The organism is Qipengyuania polymorpha, from assembly GCF_019711435.1.
Lineage (GTDB): Bacteria > Pseudomonadota > Alphaproteobacteria > Sphingomonadales > Sphingomonadaceae > Qipengyuania > Qipengyuania polymorpha.
Genome location: NZ_JAIGNK010000003.1, coordinates 500,385 through 526,707 on the forward strand (window position 1 = coordinate 500,385; position 26,323 = coordinate 526,707).

The window sequence follows — 26,323 nt, forward strand, 5'->3', positions numbered from 1 at the left end:
ATTGGCGGCTAGAGGCGTTCCGATGAAATTCCTCTCCGACAATGCCGCCAGCGTCCATCCCAACGTGTGGGAGGCAATGCGCAAGGCCGACGCGCCCGACTCTCCCTATGATGGCGACAGTCTGAGCGCAGAACTGGACGAAAGGATGTCCGCCCTGTTCGGGCGCGAGTGCGCCACGCTGTGGGTGGCGACGGGGACGGCGGCGAACTGCCTCGCGCTCGCCGCCATGTGCCAGCCGCATGGCGGCGTCGTGTGTCACGAGGAAGCGCATATCGAGATGGACGAAGGAGGCGCGCCCGGCTTCTACCTCCACGGGGCCAAACTGCTGCTGGGGCAGGGCGAGGGGGCCAAGCTCGATGCGGACGCCATCCGTGCCGTCATTGACCCCATCCGCGACGATGTGCACCAGGTCCAGCCGCATGCGATTTCGATTACGCAGGCGAGCGAATACGGCCGGGTCTATCGCCCGAAAGAACTCACCGCCATCCGTGCGCTTGCCGACGAGCGCGGGCTGGGGCTGCATATGGACGGCGCGCGCTTCGCGAATGCGGCGGCCTTTCTCGACCTGCCCGCCGGAGAGGTGGCTGGGCCGGTCGATGCTCTCAGCTTCGGCTTCGTCAAGAACGGCGGGATGAGCGCGGAGGCCATCGTGTTCTTCGATAAAGGGCTTGCAGACGTGGCGAAATACCGCCGCAAGCGGGCAGGGCATTTGCAAAGCAAGGGCCGCTATCTCGCGGCGCAAATCCACGCCATGCTCGATGGCGATGTGTGGCTGTCCAACGCCCGCTCCGCGAACGCTGCTGCCGCCGAAATTGCCGGGGCCTGCGGCGAGCGCCTGATGCACGCGGTCGAGGCCAATGAGTTGTTCGTTCGCCTCTCCGCCGAAGAGCGTGAGACGCTGCGCGGACAAGGCTTCGAATTCTACGACTGGGGCGCGGACGCGGCGCGCTTCGTCACCGCATGGAACACGCGCGAGGAGGATGCCCGCGCGCTGGCAGGGGCCATCGCAAACCTATGAGCGCTTCGTCCGGCTCGGAAAGCCTGCTGGCGCCGAAGAACCTTGCCGCCTTCCTCCTCGTCAGCCTCATCTGGGGCGGGACTTGGCTGGTCATTCGCGACCAGATTTCCAGCGTGCCGCCGAGCTGGTCCATCAGCTGGCGCTTCGTCGTGGCGGCGCTGGGCATGTTCGTTCTGGCGAAGCTGCGCGGCGAGCCGTTCAAGCTGTCGCGTGACGGCTGGAAATGGGCGGCGGCGCTCGGCCTGTTCCAGTTCAGCCTCAACTTCAGTTTCGTCTATAACGCCGAACACTACATCACCTCGGGCCTCGTGGCGGTGATGTTCGCGCTGCTGGTCGTGCCCAATGCCGTGCTCGGCAAGTTCGTGCTCGGCCAGCCGATAAGGCGCGAATTCGTGCTCGGCTCGACCATCGCTGCCGTGGGCGTCGCGATGCTGTTTGCGCAGGAATACCGCGCCTCGCCCGCGACTCTAGCCGAAGTCCTTACCGGCGCGGCGCTGACCGTGGGCGGTATCCTTGCAGCCAGCGCGGCCAATATCGTGCAGGCGATGGACGGGGCGAAGAAGCAGCCGCTCCTCACTTTGCTCGCATGGTCGATGGTGGTCGGGGTGGCGCTCAATTCGCTTTTCGCGTTGGCGACCGAGGGAGCGCCGCAATTCGACCCGCGGCCCTCCTATGGGCTGGGCATTCTCTATCTCGGGCTGCTGGGGTCGGTGGTGACCTTCCCGCTTTATTACGGACTGGTGCGCAAGGTCGGGGCGGGGACCGCGGCCTACAGCTCGGTCATCGTGCCGATTGTCGCGATGATTCTCTCGACACTATTCGAAGGCTTTGTGTGGGGACCGCTTCCGGCAGCTGGCGCGGCCATCACGCTCATCGGCATGGTCGTGGCGATGCGCGGGCGCGCTGCCCCTCCGCCAAGGCGCGCTACGCCAGAGCCCTGATGGCGGCGAGGCCTTCGCGATAGGTCGGATAGCGCGGCTCCCAGCCGAGCACGCGCTTCGCCTTCCCATTCGCCACCCGCCGGTTCTCGGCATAGAAACCGCGTGCCATGGGCGAGAGGTCGGCTTCCTCGAGGGTCTTGAGTGGTGGTGGCTCGACACCTGTCAACCGCGCCGCTTCCTCGACCACGGCGTTCTGGCTCGCCGGAAAGTCGTCCGAGAGATTATAAGCGCCCGGCGGAGCATCGCTCGCGATAGCTGCCACAAGGCCGCTCACGATATCGTCGACATGTACACGGCTGAAGACCTGACCCGGCAGGTCGATGCGATGCGCCTTGCCTGCCTCGAGCCGCTCGAAAATGCTCCGTCCGGGGCCGTAAATGCCGGGCAAGCGGAAGACCCGTGCGCCAAGTTCGAGCCACTTTTCATCGGCCTCGCTCCGAGCGGTGCGCCGTCCACCGCCGGTGGGTGAATGCTCGTCGACCCAGGCACCGGCAGCATCGCCATAGACTCCGGTCGAGGAGAGGTAACCGAACCACGCCTCACCCATGTCCTCGCGATAGGCGTCCAGCACCGGGTCGAGGCCGCTCTCACGGTCGGGCGGGACCGAGGAGAGGACATGGCCTGCCTCGCCCAGCGCCTGCACCACCGCCTCGCGGTCGGCGAAGTCTACATTGCCCGCGCTTCCCGTCGCATCCACCTGCCAGCCGCGCGCACGCATCGCTTGCGCAAAACGTCCTGCCGTGTAGCCGAGGCCGAAGATGAACAAACGGGGCATCCCAGCGTATTAGCTCAAAGCCTCGAGAAAGACAGGACCAGCATGGATATCGCCCGCACGCCCGCCAACCCAGATGGCAATATCGAGATGGCCGACGCCGCCGTCGAGCCCAAGGCCCCGCCCGAAATCCGGCGCGAGGATTACAAGCCCTTTCCCTGGCTGGTCCCCGAAACCCGGCTCGACTTCGACCTTGGCCTCGACTCGACCCGCGTGCGTTCGCGGCTGACTGTCGTTCACAACGAAAAGTCTCCGCGCTCCTCCACCATCCGCCTCAATGGCGACGGGCTTACCCCGACCAGCGTGAAGGTCGATGGCGAGGTTTCGCGCGCCTATGTCATGGACGGGGACGATCTCATCCTCACACTCGACGACAATGCGCATGAAATCGCGATCGAGACCGAAATCGACCCCAGCGCCAATTCACAGCTGATGGGCCTTTATGCCTCCTCGGGCATGCTCTGCACCCAGTGCGAGGCGGAGGGCTTCCGCCGCATCACCTTCTTCCCCGACCGCCCCGACGTGCTCTCCACCTATACGGTGAAGATGAGCGGGCCGAAGGCGCTGTTCCCCATCCTGCTGTGCAACGGCAACAAGGTGGCCGAGGGCGAGGATGGCGAGAACCACTGGGCCGAATGGCACGACCCCTGGCCCAAGCCCTCCTATCTCTTCGCGCTGGTGGCAGGTGACCTCGTTGCGCGCACCGACAGATTCACCACCATGAACGGCCGCGAGGTCGAGCTGAACGTCTATGTCCGCGACGGCGACTTGGAACGCACCGAGCACGCGATGGAAAGCCTGAAGCGCAGCATGAAGTGGGACGAGGAGGTCTTCGGCCGCGAATATGACCTCGACCTCTTCAACATCGTCGCCGTCTCCGATTTCAACATGGGCGCGATGGAGAACAAGGGCCTCAACGTCTTCAACACGAAATACGTGCTGGCCGACCCCGAAACCGCCACCGATGGTGACTATGACGGGGTCGAAGGCGTCATCGGCCACGAATATTTCCATAACTGGTCGGGCAACCGCATCACTTGTCGCGACTGGTTCCAGCTTTCGCTGAAGGAAGGCTTCACCGTCCTGCGCGACCAGCTGTTCAGTCAGGACATGGGGTCCGAACCGGTCAAGCGCATCGAGGACGTGCGCGTCCTGCGCGGGGTGCAATTCCCCGAGGACAGCGGTCCGCTGGCGCATCCCATCCGTCCCGACAGCTACCGCGAAATCAGCAATTTCTACACCTCGACCGTATACAACAAGGGCGCCGAAGTCATCCGCATGATGAAGACGATGGCGGGCGACGAGGCCTTCCGGAAGGGCACCGACACCTATTTCGACCGCCACGACGGCGAGGCGGCGACCTGCGAGGATTTCGTCAAATCCATCGAGGACGGCGCGGGTCTCGACCTCACCCAGTTCCGCCTGTGGTACAGCCAGGCCGGCACGCCGAAAGTGACGGTCGAGCTTGCCCATGAAGGCGACGAGGCTGTCCTGACCCTCACGCAGACCGTGCCCGACACGCCGGGGCAGACGGACAAGAAACCTATGCCGATCCCGCTCAAGATTGCCCTGTTCGACCGGACAAGCGGCAAGCATTCGGGCGAAGAACTCATCGTGCTCGACAAGGCGAGCGACACATTCCGTTTCGGCGGCTTTGCCGAAAAGCCAGTGCTGTCTATCAACCGCAGCTTCTCCGCACCGGTCACCATCCAGCGCGACATCGCGGGCGAGGACCTCGTCTTCCTCGCGGCGAAGGATGACGACCCCTTCGCGCGCTACGAGGCGATGCAGGACTTGATGGTCGGCCACCTCGTACCGGCAGCCAAGGGCGAATTGTCCGATGAAACCCGCGAGGCGGGGCGCAAGGACATCGTCGGCGCTTTGAAAGCGGTGATCGAGGACGAATCGCTCGATGACCTCATGCGCGGCGAGCTGCTCTCCATGCCGAGCCAGACCTATATCTCCGAGCAGATCGAGGCCGCCGACCCGGGCCGTATCTTCGAGGAACGCGAGGCGCTGAAAGCGCATATCGGCAGCGCATTGAAGGACGAACTCCACCGCCTCTACGAGCGCGCGGAGAAGGTCCCCTATTCGATGAGCGCCGAGGCCAAGGGCGCGCGCAAATTGAAGACGCTTATCCTCGTCTATGCCGCCGCCAGCGACCCGCAAAAGGCCGCCGAACTGGCTGCGCACCAGTATGACCACGCCGACAACATGACCGACCGGCAGGGCGCGCTCATGGTGCTGACCGGCATCGACAGCGCCGAGAGGACGGGCAAGCTCATCGATTTCTACAATCGCTACGAGGGCAATGCGCTGGTCATCGACAAGTGGTTCTCGCTGCAGGCGATGTCGCTGCACCCGCAGGTCATCGAGCATGTGAAGGCGCTGGCCGACCATGAGGACTTCACGATGAAGAACCCCAACCGCGTGCGCTCGCTCTACATGGCCTTTGCCGCCAATCCGCACGGCTTCCACGCGGCGAGCGGTGAGGGGTACCGGATGATTGCCGACCTCATCCTTGAACTCGACCCCATCAATGCGCAGACCGCCGCGCGCTTCGTTCCGGCGCTCGGTCGCTGGCGCAAGATGGAGCCCGCTCGCAGCGCGCTGATGCGCGAGCAGCTCGAACGCATTGCGGCGGCGCCCAAGCTGTCGCGCGATACCTTCGAACAGGTCACCCGTTCGCTTGGCTGAGGTGCTGACGGCAGAGGCGCTGGCGGGTATCCCGCACGGCTTCTCCACCCGCGAGGGGCTGGAGAGCGCCGACGTGCTGCCCGGCGCGCCGCTGGTGAAGCTAAAGCAGGTGCACTCCGCCGATGTCGTGGTGATGCGCGAGGCGGGCGGCGAGATGCGCGAAGGCGATGCCATGGTCACCGATCGACCCTGCCTGCTGCTCGGCATCGTGACCGCCGATTGCGCACCCGTCCTCTTCGCCGATGTCGAGGCGGGCGTGGTGGGCGCAGCGCATGCGGGCTGGAAAGGTGCGCGTGCCGGAGTGCTCGAGGCGACGCTTGAGGCGATGGAAAATCTGGGCGCGGACCGCGTGCGGATTTCGGCAGCCATCGGCCCCACCATTGCACAGGCCAGCTACGAGGTGGACGAGGCCTTCCGCCTTCAGTTCGAAGATGCGGACGAGCGCTTCTTCGCGCCCGGCCGCGAAGGGCACATGCAGTTCGACCTGCCCGCCTATGTCGCCCATCGGCTCCAAGTCGCGGGCACAGGGCGAATCGCCGACCTCGCGCTCGATACCTATGCCGACGAGGCGCGATTCCACTCCTATCGGCGCGCTACGCACAGTGGCGAGCCTACACAGGGACGGCAATTCAGCGCCATCGCCCTGCCTGCACCGGACTGACCGCTCACGTCACAAAGCGTCGCATTCTGGCCAAAATGGCGGTTGGCAATATGCGATGGAGCGGCTAGAGGCGCGTCCAAACCGGAAATACCCGGGGGCTTTTGCGCAGGCTGAATCCGCCTGTGCGAAATGTAACCGGTCCTCTTTCCGGCATGGTTCGCAACATTTTCCCGCCGCACCGACGAGGTGTGGCTCGTAAGGCAGGCAAGGCAAGGCGCTGATGGCAGACACGACTGCAACCGCTACTCCCGAGACGACGACGACCGAAGACGGTATCCGTCGCCGCGACTTCCTCGACATCGCAGCCGTCAGCGCGGCAGGCATCGGCGGTCTCGCCGTGGTCTATCCGCTGGTGAGCCAGATGGCACCGTCGAAAGACGTTCTCGCCGCAAGTTCGACCGAAGTCGACATCTCGGCCATCGAGCCGGGCCAGGCGATCAAGGCCGTGTTCCGCAAGCAGCCGCTCTTCGTGAAGCGCCTGACGCCCGCGGAAATCGAGGCAGCCAACGCCACCGCAACCGGCTCGCTGCGTGACCCGCAGAGCCTCGCCGACCGCACCAAGGAAGGCCATGAGGACATCCTCGTCACCATGGGCGTCTGCACCCACCTCGGCTGTGTGCCGCTGGGCGCTGCCGAGGGCGAAGTGAAGGGCGAGTTCGGCGGCTATTTCTGCCCCTGCCACGGTTCGCATTACGACACTGCCGGTCGCATCCGCAAAGGTCCGGCCCCGACCAACCTCGAAGTACCGGAGTACGAGTTCACCTCGGACACCGTCATCCAGGTCGGTTGAGTTAGAAGACGAGAGACAGACACATGAGCTTTCCCTGGGCACGCCAGTACGAACCGAAGAACGGTCTGACCAAGTTCCTCGACGAGCGGCTTCCGCTTCCGCGCCTCGTCTATAACGCCGTCGGCGCCGGCTATCCGGTTCCGCGCAACCTTTCGTACTTCTGGAATTTCGGCGTTCTCGCCGGCTTCTTCCTCGTGGTGCAGATTGTCACCGGCGTGGTGCTCGCCATGCATTATGCGGCGAACGCGCAGGTCGCCTTTGCCACGACCGAGCACATCATGCGCGACGTCAACTGGGGCTGGCTGATGCGCTATGCCCACGCCAACGGAGCGAGCTTCTTCTTCATCGTCGTCTACCTGCACATCTTCCGCGGCCTGTTCTATTCGAGCTACAAGGCCCCGCGCGAAATGATCTGGCTGCTCGGCGTCGTCATCTTCCTCCTCATGATGGCCACCGCCTTCATGGGTTACGTGCTGCCCTGGGGCCAGATGAGCTTCTGGGGTGCCAAGGTCATCACCGGACTGTTCGGCGCAATCCCGCTGGTGGGTGAGCCCATCCAGGTCTGGCTGCTCGGCGGCTTCGCCCCCGACAATGCCGCGCTGAACCGCTTCTTCTCCTTGCACTTCCTGCTGCCCTTCGTGATTGCCGGTGTCGTCATCCTGCACATCTGGGCGCTGCACATCCCGGGTTCGTCGAACCCGACGGGCGTCGAAGTGAAGAGCGAAAGCGACACCGTCCCCTTCCACCCGTATTACACGGCGAAGGACGGCTTCGGCCTCGGCATCGCACTGCTGCTTTACTTCGCGATGGTCTTCTTCCTGCCCAACGCTCTGGGCCATCCGGATAACTACATCGAAGCGAACCCGCTCTCGACGCCGGCGCACATCGTGCCCGAATGGTACTTCTGGCCGTTCTACGCCATCCTGCGTGCCTTCACCGTCGACTTCTTCTTCGTCCCCGCGAAGCTGATGGGCGTCATCGCGATGTTCGCATCGATCCTGCTGTGGTTCTTCCTGCCCTGGCTCGACAAGTCGCCGGTGCGCAGCGGCCACTACCGCCCGCTGTTCCGCAAGTTCTTCTGGTTCGGCCTCATCCCCGCGATGATCGTCCTGTTCATCTGCGGCGGCGCGCCTGCGGAAGAGCCCTATGTGATGCTCAGCCAGATTGCGACGGCCTACTACTTCCTCCACTTCCTGGTGATCCTGCCGATCATCTCGAGCGTCGAGAAACCCGAACCGCTGCCCTATTCGATCACCGAAGCCGTCCTCGGCTCGGACAAGAAGGTCGTCAAAGGCGAAAACACGTCGCCGGCCGTCTAAGCGAGTAACGAGAGACCCATGACCAAGCTTCTCAGCGTCCGCCTTGTTGCCATCCTCGTCGGCCTCGGTTTCACCGTCGCCGTCCTGTGGGGTTTCCTCGTCGGTGCCTACAACGCCGCAACCGAAGAGGCTGCGGGCCACGTCCCCTACGAACACCCGAAGGAACTTTCGTGGTCCTTCGACGGGCCTTTCGGCAAGTGGGACAAGGCCCAGCTCCAGCGCGGCCTCAAGGTCTACGACGAAGTCTGCTCGGCCTGCCACAGCCTCAAGTTCGTCGCTTTCCGCGACCTCGAGCAGATCGGCTATTCGGAAGCCATGGTGAAGGCCTATGCCGCCGCCAAGACGGTTCCGGGCATCGACCCGAACACCGGCGAAGCCAGCACGCGTCCGGGCCTGCCGACCGACTACTTCCCGTCGCCCTATCCCAACAATGTTGCGGCCGCTGCGGCGAACAACAACGCCATTCCGCCCGACCTTTCGCTGATGACGAAGGCGCGCGGCGACGGCACGAACTATGTCGCATCGCTGCTGATGGGCTATCAGGAGCCTTCCGCCGAACTGCTCGAAGAGCATCCCGAAGCGGCTCCGGGACCGGGTCTCTATCACAACCCGTACTTCCCCAACCTCAATCTCGCCATGGCACCGCCGCTCACCAGCACGGGCCAGGTGACCTACGACGATGGCACCGAAGCCACGGTCGAGCAGATGTCGAAGGACGTCGCTGCCTTCCTCACCTGGACGGCAGAGCCGACCCTCGTGAAGCGCAAGCAGACCGGCTGGCCGGTGCTCATCTTCCTGCTCTTCGCGACCGTCCTTGCTTACATGTCGAAGAAGCAGATCTGGTCGGCGGTGAAGCCGAAGAAGTAATCCGCTTGGAAACAAGCGACTTGAAACGCCCCTCCATCCACGCGATGCGAGGGGCGTTTTCGTATCCGGGAGAGAGACAATCGCGCCGCATGAGCTGAAATCGCTGGTCCGCACCATCCCCGACTTCCCGATCGAGGGTATCCAGTTCCGCGACATCACGACTCTCATCGGGCATGGCGAAGGTTTCGCCGCAACGGTCGACTGGCTTGCCGAAAGGGTGCGGGGCAGCGGTGCCGAAGCGATTGCCGGGATGGAAGCGCGCGGATTTATCTTCGGCGCGTCGGTGGCGGCCAAGCTCGCCTTGCCATTCCTTCCCATACGCAAGTCCGGCAAGCTTCCATGCGAGACCATCGGCGTCGATTACGCCCTTGAATACGGCTCTGACCGGCTCGAGATGGATCCCGCCTCGGTTGTGTCAGGCCAGCGTGTCGCGATGGTCGACGACCTGTTGGCGACAGGCGGCACGGCCTGTGCGACCGCCACCCTGCTGCGCAAGGCCGGCGCCGTGGTCGAGCATGCATTCTTCGTCATCGACCTGCCCGATTTGGGCGGCGCGAAGAAGCTCTCCGAGTGCGGTGTCGCAACTGCCGCGTTGATGGAATTCGAAGGCGATTGAGAGATTCTCTTCGCGCCCTTGGATAAAACACCCACCTAAGGCATTGGTGTGGGGAGCGGCCCGCGCGCGGGCGTAACGCAACGAGGGGCATGGAACAGACACTCGTCATAGCCTTGGTAGGCATCCTCGGTATCGGGGCCCAGTGGCTGGCATGGCGCACGGGCCTTCCGGCCATCGTGCTCATGCTCATCGCCGGCTTCCTCGCAGGTCCCGTGCTCGGCGTGTTCGATCCCGAACATGCTTTCGGCGAATTGCTCGAACCAATGGTTGCCGTCGGCGTTGCGCTCATCCTTTTCGAAGGCGGTCTGAGTCTCGATTTTCGCGAACTCAGGCATACCGGCAGCGCGGTCATGCGACTGGCGACGATTGGCGTCGTCCTGGGTTGGACCTTCGGCGCGCTGGCCGGCATCTACATCGCCGGCCTCGCGCCGGAAGTCGCGATCCTCTTCGGCGGTATCCTCGTGGTGACCGGCCCGACGGTGGTCATCCCGCTGTTGCGGCAAAGCTCGATCAAGTCGCGCCCCGCCTCGATCCTGAAGTGGGAAGCCATCGTCAACGACCCCACCGGCGCGCTGTGTGCGGTCATTGCCTATGAATACTTCCGCAAGATAGCCGAGCAGCCTGGCGCAACGCTGTTCGAAGTTGTCCCGCCGCTGATTATCGCTGCCATCATCGCCGGCCTCATCGGCTATGTCGCGGCCCTCGCCATCGCATGGTCCTTCCCGCGCGGTGCGGTGCCGGAGTACCTCAAGGTGCCGGTGCTGCTGACCGCGGTTATCGGCGTGTTCGTCATCTCCAACCTCATCGAACACGAGGCGGGCCTGGTCGCCGTAACCGTCATGGGCGTGGCGCTCGCGAACATGAATGTGACGAGCCTCAGGTCCATCCACCCGTTCAAGGAGAATGTGGCTGTCCTGCTCGTCTCGGGGATTTTCATCCTGCTGTCGGCTTCCCTCAGCCTCGAGGATATCCGCTACATCAACTGGCCGATCATCGGCTTCCTTCTCGCGCTGCTGTTCATCGTGCGCCCGGCGACGATCCTGCTCAGCCTGCTGGGAAGCAGCATCCCATGGAACGAGCGGCTCTTCCTTGGCTGGATTGCGCCGCGCGGCATCGTGCTCGTAGCCATCTCCGGCCTGTTCGCCCTGCGCCTTGCCGAGCCGCCTCTCGAATTCGAGGACGCGAACCTGCTGATCGGGCTCAGCTTCGCCGTGGTTGTCGTCACGATCGTCGCCCATGGCTTTACGGTCGACTTCGTGGCCAAGCTGCTCAAGGTGAAAGGCACCACGCGGCCCGGCATCCTGCTCGTGGGAAGCACGCCCTGGACAATCGCGTTGGCCGAGCAGATGCGCGACCTCAAGGCGCCAGTCCTCGTGGTCGACGCGAGCTGGCAGCGGCTCGGCCTCGCACGGCAGAAGGGGATTGAGTTCTACCACGGCGAGATCCTCAACGAGGCGACCGAGCACAATCTCGAACTGGCGCCCTACCAGAACCTCGTCGCGGCAACCGAGAACGAGGCCTACAACACGCTGGTCTGCAACGAATTCGCGCATGAAATCGGGCGCGACAGCGTTTTCCAGCTGGGCGAGAGCGCCGATGGCGACGACCGTCACTCGCTGCCAGAGAGCCTTCGCGGCCGCGCTCTCTTCGAAAGCGGCTTTGGCGTCGAGGACGTGAGCGAACGCCAGCGCCAGGGCTGGGTCTTCCGCAAGACGCGCCTTTCCGAGGAGTTCGACTTCGACAAGATGCAGGAAAAGCTGCCCGATGCGGCCAACATGCTGCTGCTGGTGCGCGACAACGGCACAATCCGCTTCTTCACCCACGCCGCCAAGCCCGAGCCGCGGGCAGGCGACGTCATCCTGAGTTTCACCCCGCCGCAAACCAAGACGGCGGAAGAGAAGGCGGCAAAGAAGGCGAGCAAGAAGCAGGGGGTCCAGCAGGCATGAGACGGGTGTTGAAATCAGGTGGCTTGGTTCTGGCGCTGGCAGGCGCGCTGGTGCTGGCCGGATGCAAGGCAAAGGAGGAAAACCCCGAGCCACAGCCGACGGCAACCGATGGCCCGCGCTCGATCTTCCAGGGTGACGCCGACAAACAGGTCTTGCCCGACACCCAGCTTGCACCGCTTGAAATGACGCTGTCCTTCGCCGACGGGACCGCCGAGCTGACCGAAGCGGTGCGCGCCGAGCTGGCCACGATTGTCGAATCGCCGCAGGTCGCGGCGGGTGGCCCGATCGTCCTGCGCGGCCACTCCGACGTGAGCGGCGAGGGGGCGACCGATCTCGAATCATCCCGCGAACGGGCAGAGGCCGTGCGCGACTTCCTCCGCGAAGCAGGCATTGCCGAAGAGCGTATCGAAGTCATTGCCTTCGGTGGGCAGAACCCACTCGAACCCAACGCCTTGCCTGATGGCAGCCCCAACGAGGAAGGCCGCGCTGCCAATCGCCGAGTCGAGGTGACCGTGGAAACGGGCCGCAGCGCAAAGCGGCAGCAGACGCTCGTCGAGACCCTGACCACACCCGAGGCTGGTGAAACGCGCGCACCCGGCTCGGCAGCGAGCACGTCCGCCAGCGAGCAATGACCGGTTGACGAATCCGCTTTCGCGAGGCATCTGCCGCGCTTCCGGAGACGCGGGTATAGCATAGTGGTAATGCTCCAGCCTTCCAAGCTGGCTAGAGGGGTTCGATTCCCCTTACCCGCTCCAGTCCCTTCACATCGCTGAAGAATTCATGCGCGGGCCAGATACGCAAATGGCCGGAAGCGAGCGGGGAGGTGCGCGCGTCCGGCCAAGGCAACCCGAAGAGCCTGATCGAGGGCTCAAACGGACTTTCGACTTAATTTAGCGATTCCTGAAATGCCAGTCACCCGATGCGGGGACAATGGTGGATTTGTTAACTGTATTTTCGTGCAAGCCCCTGTTGCACAAGGAACAATTGACTCCGGCCGGTAAAGATTCCACATACGTATACGTCGATGGGGAGTCTATCGATGCACACATCAATCGAGGGAGTCTCGATCATGGCATATGAAGCCGATTACGGCGTCTTCATCGGACGCTTCCAGCCGCTCCACCTTGGTCACGAACATATCATCCGCGATGCACTCGAGCGCGTCGGGAAACTTATCGTGCTGGTCGGATCGGCCAATGTCGCGCGCGACCCGCGCAATCCCTTCACCTTCGAAGAGCGCGAGGCAATGCTGCGCGGCTCCTTCGCCTACGAGATGTCGCAGGGGCGCATCATCGTCGAACCGCTCGACGACCACCTCTATTCCGACATCGCCTGGGTGGCCGAGGTCCAGCGCCGCGTCTCCGACATCATTCTCGAAGACGCCAATCCCGAGCATGCGGGCCTCCACGGAACGCGCGATTTCAGCGTGGTGCTGGCGGGCTATGGCAAGGACAATACGAGCTACTACCTGAAGCTCTTCCCCGAATGGGGCTCGATCCAGCTGGACACGAACAACTCGACCTTCGGCGCGACAGATGTCCGCGAGCGCTTCTTCCGCCGCATCCCCGAAGTGCCCTATGCGGCGCTCTCGAAAGGCGTGGCCGAGCAACTCGAGGAATTCGCCCGCAGCGACGAGTTCAAGGCGCTTCTGGCCGAAGCAGAATATCTCGAAGCCTATCCGAAGGAGTGGGGAGAGGGGCCTTTTGTCACCGCCGATGCGGTGGTGGTGCAGGCCGGGCATATCCTGCTGGTCGAGCGCGGCCAATTGCCCGGCAAGGGCCTGCTCGCGCTGCCGGGCGGCTTCGTCGACAAGCACGAGCGCATCCGCGACGCCGCCATTCGCGAATTGCGCGAAGAGACGGCGATTTCGGACGGCAAGGGCCAGATACCGCCCGCCATGCTGTCGAGCTTCATCGAGGACAGCGCGACGCGCATTTTCGATGCTCCCGCCCGCAGTCTGCGCGGCCGCATCATTACCCACGCCTTCCTCTTCCGCCTGCCCGAGCGCCGCAATCTCGCACAGGTGAAGGGCGGCGACGATGCGGCGCACGCCCGCTGGTACCGCCTCGGCGAATTGCGGCCCGAACAGATGTTCGAGGACCACTGGTCGATCATCGAGCAGATGGCCGATTTGTAAGCGATTTTAACCGGTTCGGAGGAGTTCCGGGCCAAATGCAAAGCCAAACGTGAGGAGTTCACACCATGGCAAACAACATCATCCTTTCGACGGACAGCTACAAGCACAGCCACTTCCTCCAGTACCCGCCCGAAGCGCGCGTTATCAGCGCCTACGGCGAGAGCCGGACCAACAATTTCGCCGACGAAGTCCTGTTCCTAGGCCTCCAGCCTTTCCTCATCGATTATCTCGGCAAACCGCTGAGCCAGGACGATATCGAGGAAGCCGCCGAGCTGTGCGCCGCGCATGGCGTCCCCTTCAACCGCAAAGGCTGGCAGGCCATCCTCGACGACCACGGGGGATACCTCCCCATCGAAATCAGCGCGCTGGAAGAGGGGCGCATGGTCCCGACCTCGGTGCCGCTGTTCCAGGTGGTGAACACGGACCCGCGCATGCCGTGGCTGACGACCTTCGTCGAAACGGCACTGCTGCGCGCGATCTGGTATCCGACGACGGTCGGCACGCTCAGCCGCAAATGCAAGAGCGTCATCGCCGCAGGGCTCGAGCGTACGAGCGACGATGTCGCAGGCCAGCTGCCCTTCAAGCTCCACGATTTCGGCGCGCGCGGCGTGTCGAGCGGGGAGAGCGCAGCGCTCGGCGGCATGGCGCACCTCGTGAACTTCAGCGGGACCGACACGCTCGAAGGCATCCTCGCCGCGCGGCGCTATTACGGTGCCGACATGCCCGGCTTCTCAATACCCGCCGCCGAACACAGCACGATGACGAGCTGGGGCCGCGAGCGCGAAGAAGCAGCCTACGAAAACATGCTCGACAGCTTCGAGGGCGAGAACGCGCTCGTGGCGGTGGTCTCGGACAGCTACGACCTCGACCACGCGGTCGAGAGCATCTGGGGTGGCAGCCTTCGCGATAAGGTATTGAGCCGCAAGGGCACGCTGGTGGTGCGCCCCGACAGCGGCGACCCGGTCGAAACGCCGCTGCGCACGCTCACCAAGCTGTGGGACATCTTCGGCGGGCAGGCCAATGGCAAGGGCTACAAGGTCCTCGACCCCCATGTCCGCGTTATCCAGGGCGACGGGATGAATGTCGAAAGCATCGCGCGCCTCGTGCAGGCGGTCGGCGATGCCGGGTTCGCGGTCGACAACATCGCCTTCGGCATGGGCGGCGGGCTGCTGCAGCTGGTCAATCGCGACACGCTGCGCTTCGCGATGAAGGCCAATGCCATGCAGGTCGAGGACGGCAGCTGGCACGATGTTTCGAAGAAGCCCGCGACCGACCCGAGCAAGGCCAGCAAGGCCGGGCGTCAGGCGGTGGTCGAGGAAGGCGGCAGGCTGGTCGCGAGGAAGCTCGACGACATCGACCCGGCTGCCGACCAGCTCAAGCCTGTGTGGCGCAATGGCGAACTGCTCGTCCGCCACAGCTTCGACGAAGTGCGGGCGCGTAGCTGGGAGTGAGGTTCAGCGGCTCACCGGCATATTGTCGATGAGCCGCGTCCCCCCAATCCTTGCGGCGACGAAGAGGCGGGCATTCCCATTGTCCGCCTCGAGCCGCTCGAGGCTGTCGGCATCGCGTATCTCGGCATAATCGACACTGTCGAAGTCGGAGACCTGCAGCACCTCGCGCAAATTGCCGAGCGGGCGGTCGGCGTTGCCGCCCTCCGCCAGCACCGCAATCGCATCCTTCATCGCAGCGGGCAGGCTGGCGGCCTGCGCCCGCTGCTCTGCCGAAAGGTACGCATTGCGGCTGCTCATCGCGAGCCCGTCATCCTCGCGCACGATGGCGACGCCGTGGATGGCATCGACATGCGGCAGGGTGAGGTCGAGGTCGCGCGCCATGCGGCGGATGACGGCGAGCTGCTGCCAGTCCTTCTCCCCGAAGAATGCCATGTCGGGCATGACCTGGTTGAACAGCTTGCAGACCACCGTCGCTACGCCGTCGAAATGGCCGGGCCGGTCGCCGCCACACAGACCCTCGCTCACACCGGCGACCGAGATATTCGTGGCATAGCCTTGTGGGTAGACCTCTTCGGGCTTCGGCGCCCACAGCAGCGCCACACCCTCTCTCTCCAGCAGCTCCGAATCCCGAGCTAACTGGCGTGGATAGGCATCGAGGTCCTCGCCCGCACCGAACTGGCGCGGGTTCACGAAAATGCTGGCAACGACATGGTCGGCCGCCTCTTTCGCGCGCCTCACAAGCGTCAGATGACCCTCGTGCAGCGCGCCCATGGTAGGCACGAGCGCCACGCTGCCGCCGTCCCGTCTCAGGACAGCCAGCGAATTCCTCAACACTTCCAGTGTGCCAGCGGTTTGCAACGCGGAATCCCCTCGGATATGGTTTCGTAAAGCCAGCCCTAACCATTTCGGTCGGGGCAATACAACGACAAGAAGAGCTGACCACTTGCCCCACGCCGCGCCCCACTGGATTACCTTCGCCAACGAAAAGGGCGGCACGGGCAAGTCGACCACGGCGGTGCATGTGGCGATCGCACTCGCCTACAAGGGCGCGAAAGTGGTCGGTTTCGACCTCGATCACCGCCAGCGCACCTTCGACCGCTATATCGAAAACCGCGCCGAAACTTCGCATCGCCGGCTCATCAACCTGCCGACCATCGATTGCTACACCGTCCCGCCCATTCCCGAAGAGGAGTTCGGCGAGCTGGTGCACAAGCACGCGCGCGATGCCGATTTCGTCCTCATCGACACGCCGGGCCGTGACGATCCGCTGGCGCGTTTTGCCGCGACGCATGCCGATACGCTGGTCACGCCGATGAACGACAGCTTCGTCGATTTCGACCTCATCGGGCAGGTCGAGGGCGAGAATTTCAAGGTCCGCAAGCTGTCCTTCTATGCCGAACTCATCTGGGAAGCGCGCATCAAGCGCAGCCGTAAGGCGCTGGAGGAAAACCGGCCGGAGATGGACTGGGTCGTGGTGCGCAACCGCACCGGCCATACCGAGGCGCGCAACCGCGGCCGTATCGAACAGGCCTTGAAGGAAATGTCCAAGCGCGTCGGCTTCCGCGTGGCGCATGGCCTCTCCGAGCGCGTCATCTACCGCGAACTGTTCCCCTCGGGCCTGACCCTGCTGGACAAGGGCCATCTGGGCGACCTCGGCACCAGCCACCTCGTCGCAAGGCAGGAATTGCGCCAGCTGATGGCCGCACTCCGCCTGCCCGAACCGAAGAAACAAGAGCTGCCGCTCGAAGAGAAAGTCGACGCGTGATTAAATTCCTGATGCTGGCCGTGGGCCTGTCGTTCTTCTGCCGATGGGCGCTGGGCAAGTGGCCGTGGGATTACCTGCGGCCCACTCCGACCCGGCAGCAGGCCATCTTCCGTGCGCGCAGCCTGCTCAATGTCTCGGCCCGCGCCGATCACAGGGAAATCCGCGAGGCGCACCGGCGCTTGTCGGCCATGGCGCATCCCGATAAGGGCGGCAGCAAGGCGCAGATGCAGGAACTCAACGCTGCGCGCGACCTTCTTCTAGATGAACTCCCCTACGAGACGCCGGAGCCTCCCCAGTGACCCATACATTCGATTCCACCGTCCTTCGCGAATACGACATACGGGGAATCATCGGGGAGACACTGGGGGCTGACGATGCCCGCGCCATCGGCCGCACCTTCGGCTCGATGCTGCGCGAAGAGGGCGGCAGCCGCGTGGCGGTGGGCTATGACGGCCGGCGCTCCTCGCCCATGCTCGAACATGCGCTGGTCGAAGGGCTGACGGCGAGCGGCTGCGACGTGGTCCGCGTCAGGCTGGGCGCGACGCCGATGCTATACTATGCCGAAGCCAGCGACGAGGATGTGCACGGCGGCATCCAGATAACCGGCAGCCACAATCCCCCCAATTACAACGGCTTCAAGATGGTATTCCAGGGGCGCCCGTTTTTCGGCAGCGACATCCAGGAACTCGGTAGGCGCTCTGCTGCTGGCGAGTGGACCGACGGGGCGGGCGAAGTCGAGGAGCGCGAAATCCTCGATGAATATGTCGCTCGCATGCTGACCGCGCTGGACGGTATCGACGCTACTTCGCTCGAAGGCATGCGCATTGGCTGGGACGCGGGCAATGGCGCTGCCGGCCCCGCGCTCGAAAAGCTCGTGGCGAAGCTGCCGGGCGAGCATCATGTCCTCTTCACCGAGGTCGACGGCGGTTTTCCCAATCATCATCCCGATCCTACTGTCGAGGAAAACCTTGCAGATCTGAAAAGCCTGGTCTCCGCAAAGTCCCTCGATTTCGGAGTGGCCTTCGACGGTGACGGCGACCGTATCGGCGCAATCGACGGCGAGGGGCGGGTCATCTGGGGCGACCAGCTGCTGATGATTTACGCCGAGGACCTGCTGCAAAGCCGCAAGGGTGCGACCATCATCGCCGACGTGAAGGCCAGCCGCGCGCTCTACGACCATGTCGCGGCCTGCGGAGGCGAGCCGCTGATGTGGAAGACCGGCCACAGCCTCATTAAGTCCAAAATGAAGGAAACGGGTTCGCCGCTGGCCGGCGAGATGAGCGGCCACGTCTTCTTCGCCGACGAATATTACGGTTTCGACGATGCGCTTTACGCAGGCGTGCGCCTGATGGCGGCCTCGGCCCGGCTGGGCAAATCGGTGACCCAGCTACGCAGCGACATGCCGCAGATGATCAACACCCCCGAGATGCGCTTCCAGGTCGACGAGAGCCGCAAGTTCGCTGCCATCGAAGAAGTGAAGGAGCGCCTCTCGGGCACCGATGCGGATGTGAACGGCACCGATGGTGTGCGCGTGAACACTTCGGACGGCTGGTGGCTGCTGCGCGCCTCGAACACGCAGGATGTGCTCGTCGCGCGCGCCGAGAGCGACAGCGAGGCCGGGCTGGAGCGTCTCGTCGGGCAAATCGACGAGCAACTGTCGCTCTCCGGCCTCGAGCGCGGGGAAAGCGTGGGACACTGAGGATTGCCATTCGGGTCGCAGGAAAACTGGCCGTGGTCCGACCTCGGCATCGAAGAGACGGCTGACAAGGAAGCCATTCGCGCTGCCTTTGCTGCGAAGAAAGCCTCGCTCGACGGCTCGATGCAGATTTCCGCTTTCGCGCGCCTCACCGAAGCGCGCGAGAAGGCGCTGTTCCTGGCTTCCGAACTTCAACGCGCTGCCGAGCGCGGGGATGAGGGGGCAGCGGGCAAGCCCAGCATTGTCGCCCCGCCGCCGGTTCCCGAACTTCCCAAGGCTCCGGAACCTCCGCGCATGGAGGTGCCTGTCTACGAGGAGCTGGACCCGGACGATTTCCGTCCCGAGCCGGTTGACGCAGGCGTGCTGGAGCAAGACCTCCCCGAACCCGAACCCGAACCCGAACCCGAACCCGAACCCGAACCCGAACCCGAACCCGAACCCGAACCCGAACCCGAACCGGAGCCGGAGCCGGAGCCGGAGCCGGAGCCGTATTTCGAGGCCTCGCCCGCGGTCTACACCGACCCGGCCTACGAAGACGCACCCTACGAGCCCGGGACTGGATATTCGCCCGAGGACTATAGCTTCGGCCAGCAACAGACGACGACCTTCTTCGAACGCTACGGCATCGAAAATCGCGCCAATTACTGGGTACTGGGTTTCGTTTTCTTCCTAGCGGTCTGCAGCATCTTCGATGACGAGACCAGCAAGCCCGAACCCGAGCCGGAAACGCGCGTCATTGCCGAGCGCGTCCTCCCGCCGCCATCGATTGCCGAACTCGCACAGGAGCCTGCGCTGGGACCGGTGCTGGTCGAGCTGTTCGGCGAAGGCACGACTTACGACAGCCTTGCTCGCCAAGACCGCGAATTTGCCGAAACGCTCGCTTTCCAGCTGAGCATCGACGGTTTCGACTCCGAGCCGGGCCGCGCTTACCTGCGGCATGAAATCATGCGCGTGCGCCCGGTGGTGGCAAAAGAAGACCTGCTGGATGCAAGCCGCCTTTACCTTGGATGGCTCCAGCAGGCGCGGTCGCAAGGCACCGACAGCTGCCGCAATGTCCATGGCCGGATGTTCAAGGATGGCGCGCCGGCCATGGGCGAGGAAGCCATGGAGGCCGAACGCGCGCTTGCCCGCGATTTCGTCGCCAAGCGCAACTTCTCGCGTCCGACCGAGGGCGGGTCGAGCATCAACTTCCCCGCATGGCTTATCCGCGCCGCCGAAGAACGCACCGGCCTTGCCGACAGGCAATTGTTCGATGCTCTAAGAGATGTCTCCAGCCCGGCCCGATGCGATGTCGTGATTGCCTTCGTGGACATCATCCTCGCCCAGCCGGACGACGACGTGCTCCCGGTGCTCGAAATTCTTTAGGTCTCGAGGGGAGCGCTCGCTGCTTGCGGCGTTTCGGTCTCCCTCAGCAGGAAGGTTTCTGCCGCCTTGCCCTGGAACGGCGTGCTGTCGAGCAGGGTCTTGAGTTCGTCCATTTCGGCCACGCAGACGATATGCTCGCCCGAGCCGAAATGCATGCATGGTCCGTAAACGCCCTCGGTCACGAAGGCGATGTGGTCGGTGTTGACGATGGCGTTGCTGCTCTCGCCCTGTGTTGCAAGTTCGATGAATGGCACGCGAAAACCTCCGTTGAAGCTAGCCCCTTCGACAAAGCTGCGACCCGGATTGCGCCCGTTCCAATGCGTTATGCTTGCGGCATGCTTACCACACTTTCGCAGCCAGCGCTAAGAACGCGTGAGCCTGTCCCTTCGGTCGCTTGATTGGCCGCGCAGCCCTCGGCATAAACCGCGCCCGGACAGGGAGTTGCAAGTGTATATCGGTATCGACCTCGGCACGACGAACAGTGCCGTTGCCATCTGGCGTGACGGAAAGAGCGAGCTGGTGCCCAATGCGCTGGGCGAAATGCTCACGCCCTCGGCCGTCTCCATCGACGAGACCGGCCAGACCTGGGTCGGCCGCGCGGCGCTCGACAGGCTCGCCACGCATCCGCACCAGACCGTCACCAGCTTCAAGCGCATGATGGGCACCGAGGCGAGCGTCACGCTCAACAAGCGTGATTTCAGCGCCGAAGAGATGTCCGCGGTCATCCTGCGCAGCCTTGCCGACGACGTGGAAGCCGCGACCGGCGAGCGGCCCGAAGGCGCCGTCGTCACAGTGCCGGCCTATTTCAACGAGCGCCAGCGCCGCGCCACCCGCCGCGCGGGCGAGATCGCGGGTCTGAAAATCGAGCGGCTCATCAACGAGCCGACCGCTGCCGCGCTTGCTTTCGGCCTCACCGACCGGGGCGACCGCGAGCCCTTCCTCGTATTCGACCTCGGCGGCGGCACTTTCGACGTCTCGATCGTCGAGATGTTCGACGGCATCGTCGAAGTGCGCGCTTCGGCGGGCGACAACCGCCTCGGCGGCGATGATTTCGACCAGGTCATGGTCAAGCTCGCCCGGCCCATGCTCGAAAATGACGAGGCGCTCGAAACGCTGCCCGGCGACCGGCGTAAGGCGCTGCTCCAGCTGGCGGCGCAGAAGACGCGCTGCGAGCTGTCGACCAAGGCCGAGGCGCCGTTTTCGGTCACGGTCGATGACACCGAACTCACCGCCATGATAACCACCGAGCAGTTCGAGGAAGCCGCCGCGTCGCTCGTGCGCCGCCTGCGCGACCCGGTCATTCGCTCGCTGCGGGACAGCAATATCGATGTGAAGAGCCTGTCCGACGTGGTGCTCGTCGGCGGGGCGACGCGAATGCCGGTGGTGAGGAAAGCGCTCACCCGAATGTTCGGGCGCTTCCCCAATTCCTCGGTCCATCCCGACCACGCCGTGGCGCTGGGCGCGGCCATCCAGGCCGGATTGCTCTCGGGCGGCGAAGGGCTGGAGGAAATCCGCATCACCGATGTCGCGCCCTTCACGCTGGGTATCGACGTCGCCGACCGCGATGCCAAGGGCAATTACTATACCGGCATCTTCTCGCCCATCATCGACCGCAACACGCCCGTACCCGTCAGCCGCGTGCAGACCTATGGCACGATGGAAAACGGCCAGCGCGAAATACGTTTCGGCGTCTACCAGGGCGAGGCGCGCGACGTGGCGCACAACGTCAAGCTGGGCGAACTGAAGGTCCCCGTGCCCGCGCGCCCGGCGGGCGAGGTCTTCATCAACGTGCGCTTCACTTACGACACAAGCGGCCTGCTGGAAGTCGATGTCGAGGTCCCGGCATCGGGCCTCAAGCGCAATCTCGTCATCGTCGACGAGGACGACAAGCGCAGCGCCAAGGACATGGAAAAGAGCCGCAAGGCGCTGGAAGCGCTCAAGGTCCACCCGCGCGAGGAGGCCGAGAACGTCGCTCTGCTGGCACGGGTCGAGCGCGCCTATGAAGGCTTCACCGGCTTCGACCGCGAGATCATCGGGCGCTGGATCGGCGACTTCAATTCCGCGCTCGAGACACAGGACCGCCGCACCATCGCCGATGCCCGCGCGCAGTTGACCGAAGCGCTCGACAAGCTCGAGGAAGACGAGCCGCTATGAGCGGCTTCCCGTGGAATGTCCTCGGTATCGGCGAAACGTCCGACAAGGGCGCAATTCGCCGCGCCTATTCCGCGCGGTTGAAGGAACTCGACCTCGACCATCAGATTGCCGAATATGCCCAGCTCAGGCAGGCGCGCGACCATGCGCTGTGGCTGGCGGCCAACCCGCAGCAGGAGGACGATGATTTCGGCCTTGGTTCGCTCGACGATGACGACTTTGGCGATTTCGAAGATGCACCCGTCCCGACGACCTATGACGGCGACGACGATTTCGAATGGGAAATCCGCGACGGCGAACTGGCGGATGACGGATATGGCGGGGACCTTTCGCTGGGCACGCGGCCGGGCCAGCTAGACCCGTTCCTTGCGCGCCGCGAAGAACCCGAACTGCCCGATGGCTGGGCCGAACTTGCCGCGCTCGTCTTTCCCGGCGGGATGCAGTCGAACGAGCCATTCACGCCTGAAGAGGCAGACGAGGCCGATGCCGCGCTCGACCGGCTGATTGCCTGGGCCGAGGAAGGCGACCTCGAACGCGAAACCACGCTCGACCACAATCTTGCCGAGATGCTCGCAGGGGGCTGGCCGCGCAGCGCGCCGGTGGTCGACAAGGCCAACACCGCCTTCCACTGGCTGGGCGAGGCCGGAGGGCTGGACGAGCGCCCCGCGCTTCAGTTCCTCAACGCACGAACCGAAGGCATGCGCTTCCACGATGCGGTGGAGCATGACGGGCACCCGCTGCACGCCGCGTGGCGCGAGTTGCAGCAGCCGGGGAAGGTCTCGGTCCTCGGCCGCATCAAGGGCAACCGCAGCGATATCGAGCGGCTGTTGCAGACTATCCGTGGTCGTTTCCCCGAGCTCGAAAGTCTGCTCGATGCGCAGCGCGTGCAGAGCTGGGAGACGCCTGCCTCGGACATTGTCTCGTGGGCGGTGCAGCGGCTGTTTATCGCCTTCTTGCTCGTTCAGGTCGTGCGACTGGTGTTCTTTTCCGACCCGGCCCCGATGGACGAGCAACTTGCCGACCGGTTCGCGACAACGCAGATGGAACAGCTCCACGAAGGCAGCGCCGAAGTCTTCGATGCGACATTCTGGTGGGTCAAGGGCAAGGATGAGGCCTTCGCGGAGGAATACGAAGCTTACATCTTTGAGGCTCCCGAAGGGGAGGCGGGCGAATATGCGCGGACAATCACGCGAAACCGCATGCTGTTCGCGCGCTTCAAGGCCGATTTCGATACGCTCGTCTCCCTTCAGTCGGTTCGCCTGAGCTGGCTCGATGCGGCGAAAGACGACCGCGATCTGTGCGGTGTCGTCCTCGATGGTTCGTTCAAGAACGGCGGCCCCGAACTTGCGGGCGAGCAGGCCGAAGCCGAGCAGCTGTTGTCGCGCCAGCTGCTGGAGAAGGGATTGCTCTCGGATTACGAAACGCAAGGTGCATCATCCACGACAATCCCGCCATGGCTTATGGATAAAGCGATGGCGGAAACCGGGCTGACTTACGAGCGCTTCGACGAGGCCCTGCAGGACCCGAAGCACGAGGAGCGATGCGCGGTCCAGGCGGCGCTCTTGCGCGGCTTGCTAGAGGACCCTGCGCGCGCTCCTCTGGAGGCTTTGCGCGGGCTGTGAGCGAGGTGGTGGAACGCGGACCGCGCTCCAGCGCTCTTACAGCGTGAGCGCCGCCGATATCCCGCCCGAGATTGCCGACTGGTTCTCCGGCCGCGGCTGGCGCGTGCGGCGGCACCAGGCCGAAATGCTGGCCGCGAGCGACGCAGGCCACCATGCGCTGCTGGTCGCCGATACGGGAGCGGGCAAGACGCTGGCGGGCTTCCTGCCGACGCTGGCTGCCTTCGCGCCGTCGCGCACCGGGGGCGAGCCACCGGAAGGCCTTCACACGCTCTATGTTTCGCCGCTGAAGGCGCTGGCGCATGACGTGCAGCGCAACCTCCTCACACCGGTCGAGGAGATGGGCCTGCGGCTCACCGTCGAGACGCGCAGCGGGGATACGCCTTCAGACCGCAAGAAGCGCCAGCGCACAAAGCCGCCCAATGTACTTCTGACCACGCCCGAGAGCCTTTCGCTGCTGTTGTCCTATCCCGACAGTTTCGAGATGTTCTCTGGCCTCAAGCGCATCGTCATCGACGAGGTCCATGCCTTCGCCACCGGCAAGCGGGGTGACCTGCTCGCGCTCGCCCTTTCACGATTGCAGGGAATCGCGCCAGATATGCAGCGCGCGGCGCTTTCGGCGACGGTGGCCGGGCCGGAGGGCTTTCGCGAATGGCTCGCGCCGTGGGGCGATATCGACAGCGTCCAGCTCGTCGAGGGCGAACAGGGCGCGCCTGCCGAGGTCGAAATCCTCCTGCCCGAAGAAGAGCGCGTGCCTTGGGGCGGTCATGCGGCCACTTGGGCCATCCCACAGCTTTACGAGGAGATCCGGCGCAACAACACGACGCTGGTCTTCACCAACACGCGTTTCCTTGCCGAATATATCTTCCAGCACCTGTGGGATGTGAACGAGGAGAACCTGCCCATCGGCATCCACCACGGCTCGCTGTCGAAAGAGGCGCGGCGCAAGGTGGAAGGGGCGATGGCGCGGGGCGAGTTGCGCGCGCTGGTGGCGACCGCCAGTCTCGACCTCGGGGTCGACTGGGGCGATATCGACCTCGTGGTGCAGATGGGTGCTCCGAAGGGCTCCAGCCGCCTCCTGCAGCGCATCGGGCGCGCCAATCACAGGCTCGACCAGCCCAGCCGCGCGCTGCTGGTGCCGGGCAACCGGTTTGAATTCCTCGAGGCGACTGCAGCCAAGGAGGCGGTCGACGAAGGCAAGCGCGACGGCGAGGATTTCCGGCCCGGCGGGCTCGACGTGCTCGCCCAGCATGTCATGGCCTGTGCCTGCGCCGCGCCGTTCGAGGAGGATGAATTGCTGCGCGAGGTGCGCTCCAGCCTCGCCTATGCCTGGGTCGACGAGGAGGTGTGGGAGCGTGTGCTCACCTTTGTCGCCACTGGGGGCTATTCGCTGCAGGCCTATGACAAGTTCAAGCGCATTGTGCGCGACAAGCAGGGCGTGTGGCGGCTGACGCATCCCGAACAGGCCGCGCGGCACCGGCTCAACGCAGGCATCATCATCGACAGCGAGATGCTGGAGGTGCGCATCAATTCGGGTCGCGGGCGGGGCGGGCGCAGCCTCGGCAAGATAGAGGAGCGCTTCGCTGCGCAGCTATCGCCTGGAGACACCTTCGCCTTTGCCGGTATGAGCCTCGAGGTGGTCAAGCTGCAGGACATGGAGGTGCTGGTGAAGGCCGCCACTTCCAACGCGATGATACCGAGCTATGGCGGCGCGCGCATGCCGCTGACCACGCACCTTGCCGAGCGGGTGCGGACCATGCTGGTCGACCGCGCTGGCTGGGCGCGTTTCCCCGATGATGTGCGCGAATGGCTGGAGGTGCAGGACTGGCGCAGCCAGATGCCGGGGCCGGGACAATTACTGGTCGAGAGCTTCCCCCACGCCAAGCGGCATTACTCGGTCTATTATACCTTCGAGGGATGGAACGCGAACCAGAGCCTCGGCATGCTCATCACGCGGCGGATGGAGGACCGGGGGCTGCTACCCGGAGGTTTCGTGGCGAATGATTACAGCCTCGCGGTGTGGGGGCTGAAGCCGGTCGAGGACCCGGCACCGCTGCTCTCGCCCGACATCCTGCAGGACGAGTTCATCGAGTGGGTGCAGAACTCGCACCTCCTGCGCCGCGCATTCCGCGAGGTGGCGGTCATCGGCGGGCTGGTCGAGCGGCAACATCCCGGCAAGCGCAAGACGGGCAAGCAGGTCACCTTCTCGACCGACCTCATCTACGACGTGCTGCGAAAGTACGAGCCCGACCATGTGCTGCTGGAGGCTGCATGGGCCGATGCGCGCACGCGGATGACCGATGTGGGGAGGCTGGGCGACCTGCTCGACCGTTCGGCGGAGCAACTGGTGCATGTCGAACTCGACCGGGTGAGCCCGCTCGCCGTGCCGGTCATGGTGATGATCGGCCGCGAGGCTACGCCGCAGGGTGCAGTCGACGATGAATTGTTGCTGGAGGCAGAAAGCCTCGCGGGCGCGGCCATGCGGGTGGAAGAATTGCCCGATTAGGCCCCG

Annotated in this window: 22 protein-coding genes and 1 tRNA gene; 20 read left to right on the forward strand and 3 right to left on the reverse strand. The window is 64.4% G+C overall.

Annotation, left to right across the window (positions count from 1 at the left end; all coding sequences use genetic code 11):
- Positions 1–22 precede the first annotated feature (22 nt).
- Together K3152_RS11290 and K3152_RS11295 are read left to right on the forward strand one after the other, a co-directional pair.
- Complete coding sequence (locus K3152_RS11290) at positions 23–1,018, forward strand: threonine aldolase family protein (RefSeq protein ID WP_221574193.1); 996 nt, start codon at positions 23–25, stop codon at positions 1,016–1,018.
- Positions 1,015–1,959 (forward strand): DMT family transporter, encoded by a 945-nt coding sequence (locus K3152_RS11295; protein ID WP_221574194.1) that lies wholly within the window; start codon positions 1,015–1,017, stop codon positions 1,957–1,959. The genes K3152_RS11290 and K3152_RS11295 overlap by 4 nt, the downstream gene beginning before the upstream one ends.
- On the opposite strand, the gene K3152_RS11300 is transcribed toward K3152_RS11295, so the two are convergent.
- Positions 1,943–2,734: a Rossmann-fold NAD(P)-binding domain-containing protein gene (locus K3152_RS11300; RefSeq protein ID WP_221574195.1), complete on the reverse strand. Its 792-nt coding sequence runs from the start codon at positions 2,732–2,734 to the stop codon at positions 1,943–1,945. The genes K3152_RS11295 and K3152_RS11300 overlap by 17 nt on opposite strands.
- 42 nt (positions 2,735–2,776) lie before the next feature.
- Between K3152_RS11300 and pepN the strand changes: the two genes are divergently transcribed.
- The 11 genes from pepN to K3152_RS11355 all read left to right on the forward strand — a co-directional run bounded on the left by pepN (position 2,777) and on the right by K3152_RS11355 (position 15,215).
- Complete coding sequence (pepN, locus tag K3152_RS11305; protein ID WP_221574196.1) at positions 2,777–5,428, forward strand: aminopeptidase N; 2,652 nt, start codon at positions 2,777–2,779, stop codon at positions 5,426–5,428.
- Positions 5,421–6,089, forward strand: a complete 669-nt coding sequence (gene pgeF, locus K3152_RS11310) for a peptidoglycan editing factor PgeF (RefSeq protein WP_221574197.1) — start codon at positions 5,421–5,423, stop codon at positions 6,087–6,089. Before pepN ends, pgeF begins: the two co-directional genes overlap by 8 nt.
- A gap of 220 nt (positions 6,090–6,309) precedes the next feature.
- A complete protein-coding gene (gene petA / locus K3152_RS11315; RefSeq protein WP_221574198.1) occupies positions 6,310–6,879 on the forward strand; it encodes a ubiquinol-cytochrome c reductase iron-sulfur subunit in 570 nt (189 codons plus the stop codon).
- Positions 6,880–6,902: 23 nt separating this feature from the next.
- Positions 6,903–8,198 (forward strand): cytochrome b, encoded by a 1,296-nt coding sequence (locus tag K3152_RS11320; RefSeq protein ID WP_221574199.1) that lies wholly within the window; start codon positions 6,903–6,905, stop codon positions 8,196–8,198.
- 18 nt (positions 8,199–8,216) lie between these two features.
- Entirely contained in the window at positions 8,217–9,065 is an 849-nt protein-coding gene (locus tag K3152_RS11325) for a cytochrome c1 (RefSeq protein WP_221574200.1), read from the forward strand.
- A 79-nt stretch (positions 9,066–9,144) separates the two neighbouring features.
- Positions 9,145–9,681 carry an adenine phosphoribosyltransferase gene (locus K3152_RS11330; protein ID WP_221574404.1) on the forward strand — a complete coding sequence of 179 codons (537 nt, stop codon included), beginning with the start codon at positions 9,145–9,147 and terminating at the stop codon, positions 9,679–9,681.
- An 89-nt stretch (positions 9,682–9,770) separates the two neighbouring features.
- A complete protein-coding gene (locus tag K3152_RS11335; protein WP_221574201.1) occupies positions 9,771–11,627 on the forward strand; it encodes a cation:proton antiporter in 1,857 nt (618 codons plus the stop codon).
- On the forward strand, positions 11,624–12,259 hold the full coding sequence (locus tag K3152_RS11340) for an OmpA family protein (protein WP_221574202.1): 636 nt from the start codon (positions 11,624–11,626) through the stop codon (positions 12,257–12,259). Before K3152_RS11335 ends, K3152_RS11340 begins: the two co-directional genes overlap by 4 nt.
- A 49-nt stretch (positions 12,260–12,308) precedes the next feature.
- Positions 12,309–12,382: transfer RNA gene (locus tag K3152_RS11345), tRNA-Gly, on the forward strand.
- Between the two features lie 314 nt (positions 12,383–12,696).
- A complete protein-coding gene (locus tag K3152_RS11350; protein ID WP_221574203.1) occupies positions 12,697–13,764 on the forward strand; it encodes a bifunctional nicotinamide-nucleotide adenylyltransferase/Nudix hydroxylase in 1,068 nt (355 codons plus the stop codon).
- A 65-nt stretch (positions 13,765–13,829) separates the two neighbouring features.
- The gene (locus tag K3152_RS11355) at positions 13,830–15,215 is read left to right on the forward strand and encodes a nicotinate phosphoribosyltransferase (RefSeq protein ID WP_221574204.1); all 1,386 of its coding nucleotides are present in this window, start codon (positions 13,830–13,832) and stop codon (positions 15,213–15,215) included.
- Between the two features lie 3 nt (positions 15,216–15,218).
- On the opposite strand, the gene panC is transcribed toward K3152_RS11355, so the two are convergent.
- Positions 15,219–16,073: a pantoate--beta-alanine ligase gene (gene panC / locus K3152_RS11360; protein ID WP_221574205.1), complete on the reverse strand. Its 855-nt coding sequence runs from the start codon at positions 16,071–16,073 to the stop codon at positions 15,219–15,221.
- Between the two features lie 85 nt (positions 16,074–16,158).
- Here panC and K3152_RS11365 point away from each other — a divergent pair, with 85 nt between their 5' ends.
- From K3152_RS11365 to K3152_RS11380, 4 genes are read left to right on the forward strand one after another with little or no spacing between them, the layout of a single operon-like run.
- Positions 16,159–16,980 (forward strand): division plane positioning ATPase MipZ, encoded by an 822-nt coding sequence (locus tag K3152_RS11365; RefSeq protein ID WP_221574206.1) that lies wholly within the window; start codon positions 16,159–16,161, stop codon positions 16,978–16,980.
- On the forward strand, positions 16,977–17,279 hold the full coding sequence (locus K3152_RS11370) for a J domain-containing protein (protein WP_221574207.1): 303 nt from the start codon (positions 16,977–16,979) through the stop codon (positions 17,277–17,279). The genes K3152_RS11365 and K3152_RS11370 overlap by 4 nt, the downstream gene beginning before the upstream one ends.
- Positions 17,276–18,679, forward strand: coding sequence for a phosphoglucomutase/phosphomannomutase PgmG (gene pgmG / locus K3152_RS11375; protein ID WP_221574208.1), 1,404 nt, complete (start codon positions 17,276–17,278; stop codon positions 18,677–18,679). The genes K3152_RS11370 and pgmG overlap by 4 nt, the downstream gene beginning before the upstream one ends.
- Positions 18,680–18,682: 3 nt before the next feature.
- Positions 18,683–20,041, forward strand: a complete 1,359-nt coding sequence (locus tag K3152_RS11380) for a hypothetical protein (protein ID WP_221574209.1) — start codon at positions 18,683–18,685, stop codon at positions 20,039–20,041.
- Here K3152_RS11380 and K3152_RS11385 read toward each other — a convergent pair.
- Entirely contained in the window at positions 20,038–20,295 is a 258-nt protein-coding gene (locus K3152_RS11385; RefSeq protein WP_221574210.1) for a hypothetical protein, read from the reverse strand. The two genes, K3152_RS11380 and K3152_RS11385, sit on opposite strands and share 4 nt — an antisense overlap.
- A 193-nt stretch (positions 20,296–20,488) precedes the next feature.
- On the opposite strand from K3152_RS11385, the gene K3152_RS11390 reads away from it, so the two are divergent.
- The 3 genes from K3152_RS11390 to K3152_RS11400 are packed head-to-tail and all read left to right on the forward strand — an operon-like array spanning position 20,489 to position 26,317.
- Entirely contained in the window at positions 20,489–22,195 is a 1,707-nt protein-coding gene (locus K3152_RS11390; RefSeq protein WP_221574211.1) for an Hsp70 family protein, read from the forward strand.
- Entirely contained in the window at positions 22,192–23,814 is a 1,623-nt protein-coding gene (locus K3152_RS11395) for a hypothetical protein (RefSeq protein ID WP_221574212.1), read from the forward strand. Before K3152_RS11390 ends, K3152_RS11395 begins: the two co-directional genes overlap by 4 nt.
- A gap of 43 nt (positions 23,815–23,857) precedes the next feature.
- Positions 23,858–26,317, forward strand: coding sequence for a ligase-associated DNA damage response DEXH box helicase (locus K3152_RS11400; protein ID WP_221574213.1), 2,460 nt, complete (start codon positions 23,858–23,860; stop codon positions 26,315–26,317).
- The last annotated feature ends 6 nt before the right edge of the window (positions 26,318–26,323 follow it).

Excerpts from the sequence above, each read along its gene's own strand:
- K3152_RS11290 (WP_221574193.1), top strand. The coding sequence starts at position 23 with ATGAAATTCCTCTCCGACAATGCCGCCAGCGTCCATCCCAACGTGTGG.
- K3152_RS11295 (WP_221574194.1), top strand. The coding sequence starts at position 1,015 with ATGAGCGCTTCGTCCGGCTCGGAAAGCCTGCTGGCGCCGAAGAACCTT.
- K3152_RS11300 (WP_221574195.1), bottom strand. The coding sequence starts at position 2,734 with ATGCCCCGTTTGTTCATCTTCGGCCTCGGCTACACGGCAGGACGTTTT.
- pepN (WP_221574196.1), top strand. The coding sequence starts at position 2,777 with ATGGATATCGCCCGCACGCCCGCCAACCCAGATGGCAATATCGAGATG.
- petA (WP_221574198.1), top strand. The coding sequence starts at position 6,310 with ATGGCAGACACGACTGCAACCGCTACTCCCGAGACGACGACGACCGAA.
- K3152_RS11320 (WP_221574199.1), top strand. The coding sequence starts at position 6,903 with ATGAGCTTTCCCTGGGCACGCCAGTACGAACCGAAGAACGGTCTGACC.
- K3152_RS11325 (WP_221574200.1), top strand. The coding sequence starts at position 8,217 with ATGACCAAGCTTCTCAGCGTCCGCCTTGTTGCCATCCTCGTCGGCCTC.
- K3152_RS11335 (WP_221574201.1), top strand. The coding sequence starts at position 9,771 with ATGGAACAGACACTCGTCATAGCCTTGGTAGGCATCCTCGGTATCGGG.
- K3152_RS11340 (WP_221574202.1), top strand. The coding sequence starts at position 11,624 with ATGAGACGGGTGTTGAAATCAGGTGGCTTGGTTCTGGCGCTGGCAGGC.
- K3152_RS11350 (WP_221574203.1), top strand. The coding sequence starts at position 12,697 with ATGGCATATGAAGCCGATTACGGCGTCTTCATCGGACGCTTCCAGCCG.
- K3152_RS11355 (WP_221574204.1), top strand. The coding sequence starts at position 13,830 with ATGGCAAACAACATCATCCTTTCGACGGACAGCTACAAGCACAGCCAC.
- K3152_RS11395 (WP_221574212.1), top strand. The coding sequence starts at position 22,192 with ATGAGCGGCTTCCCGTGGAATGTCCTCGGTATCGGCGAAACGTCCGAC.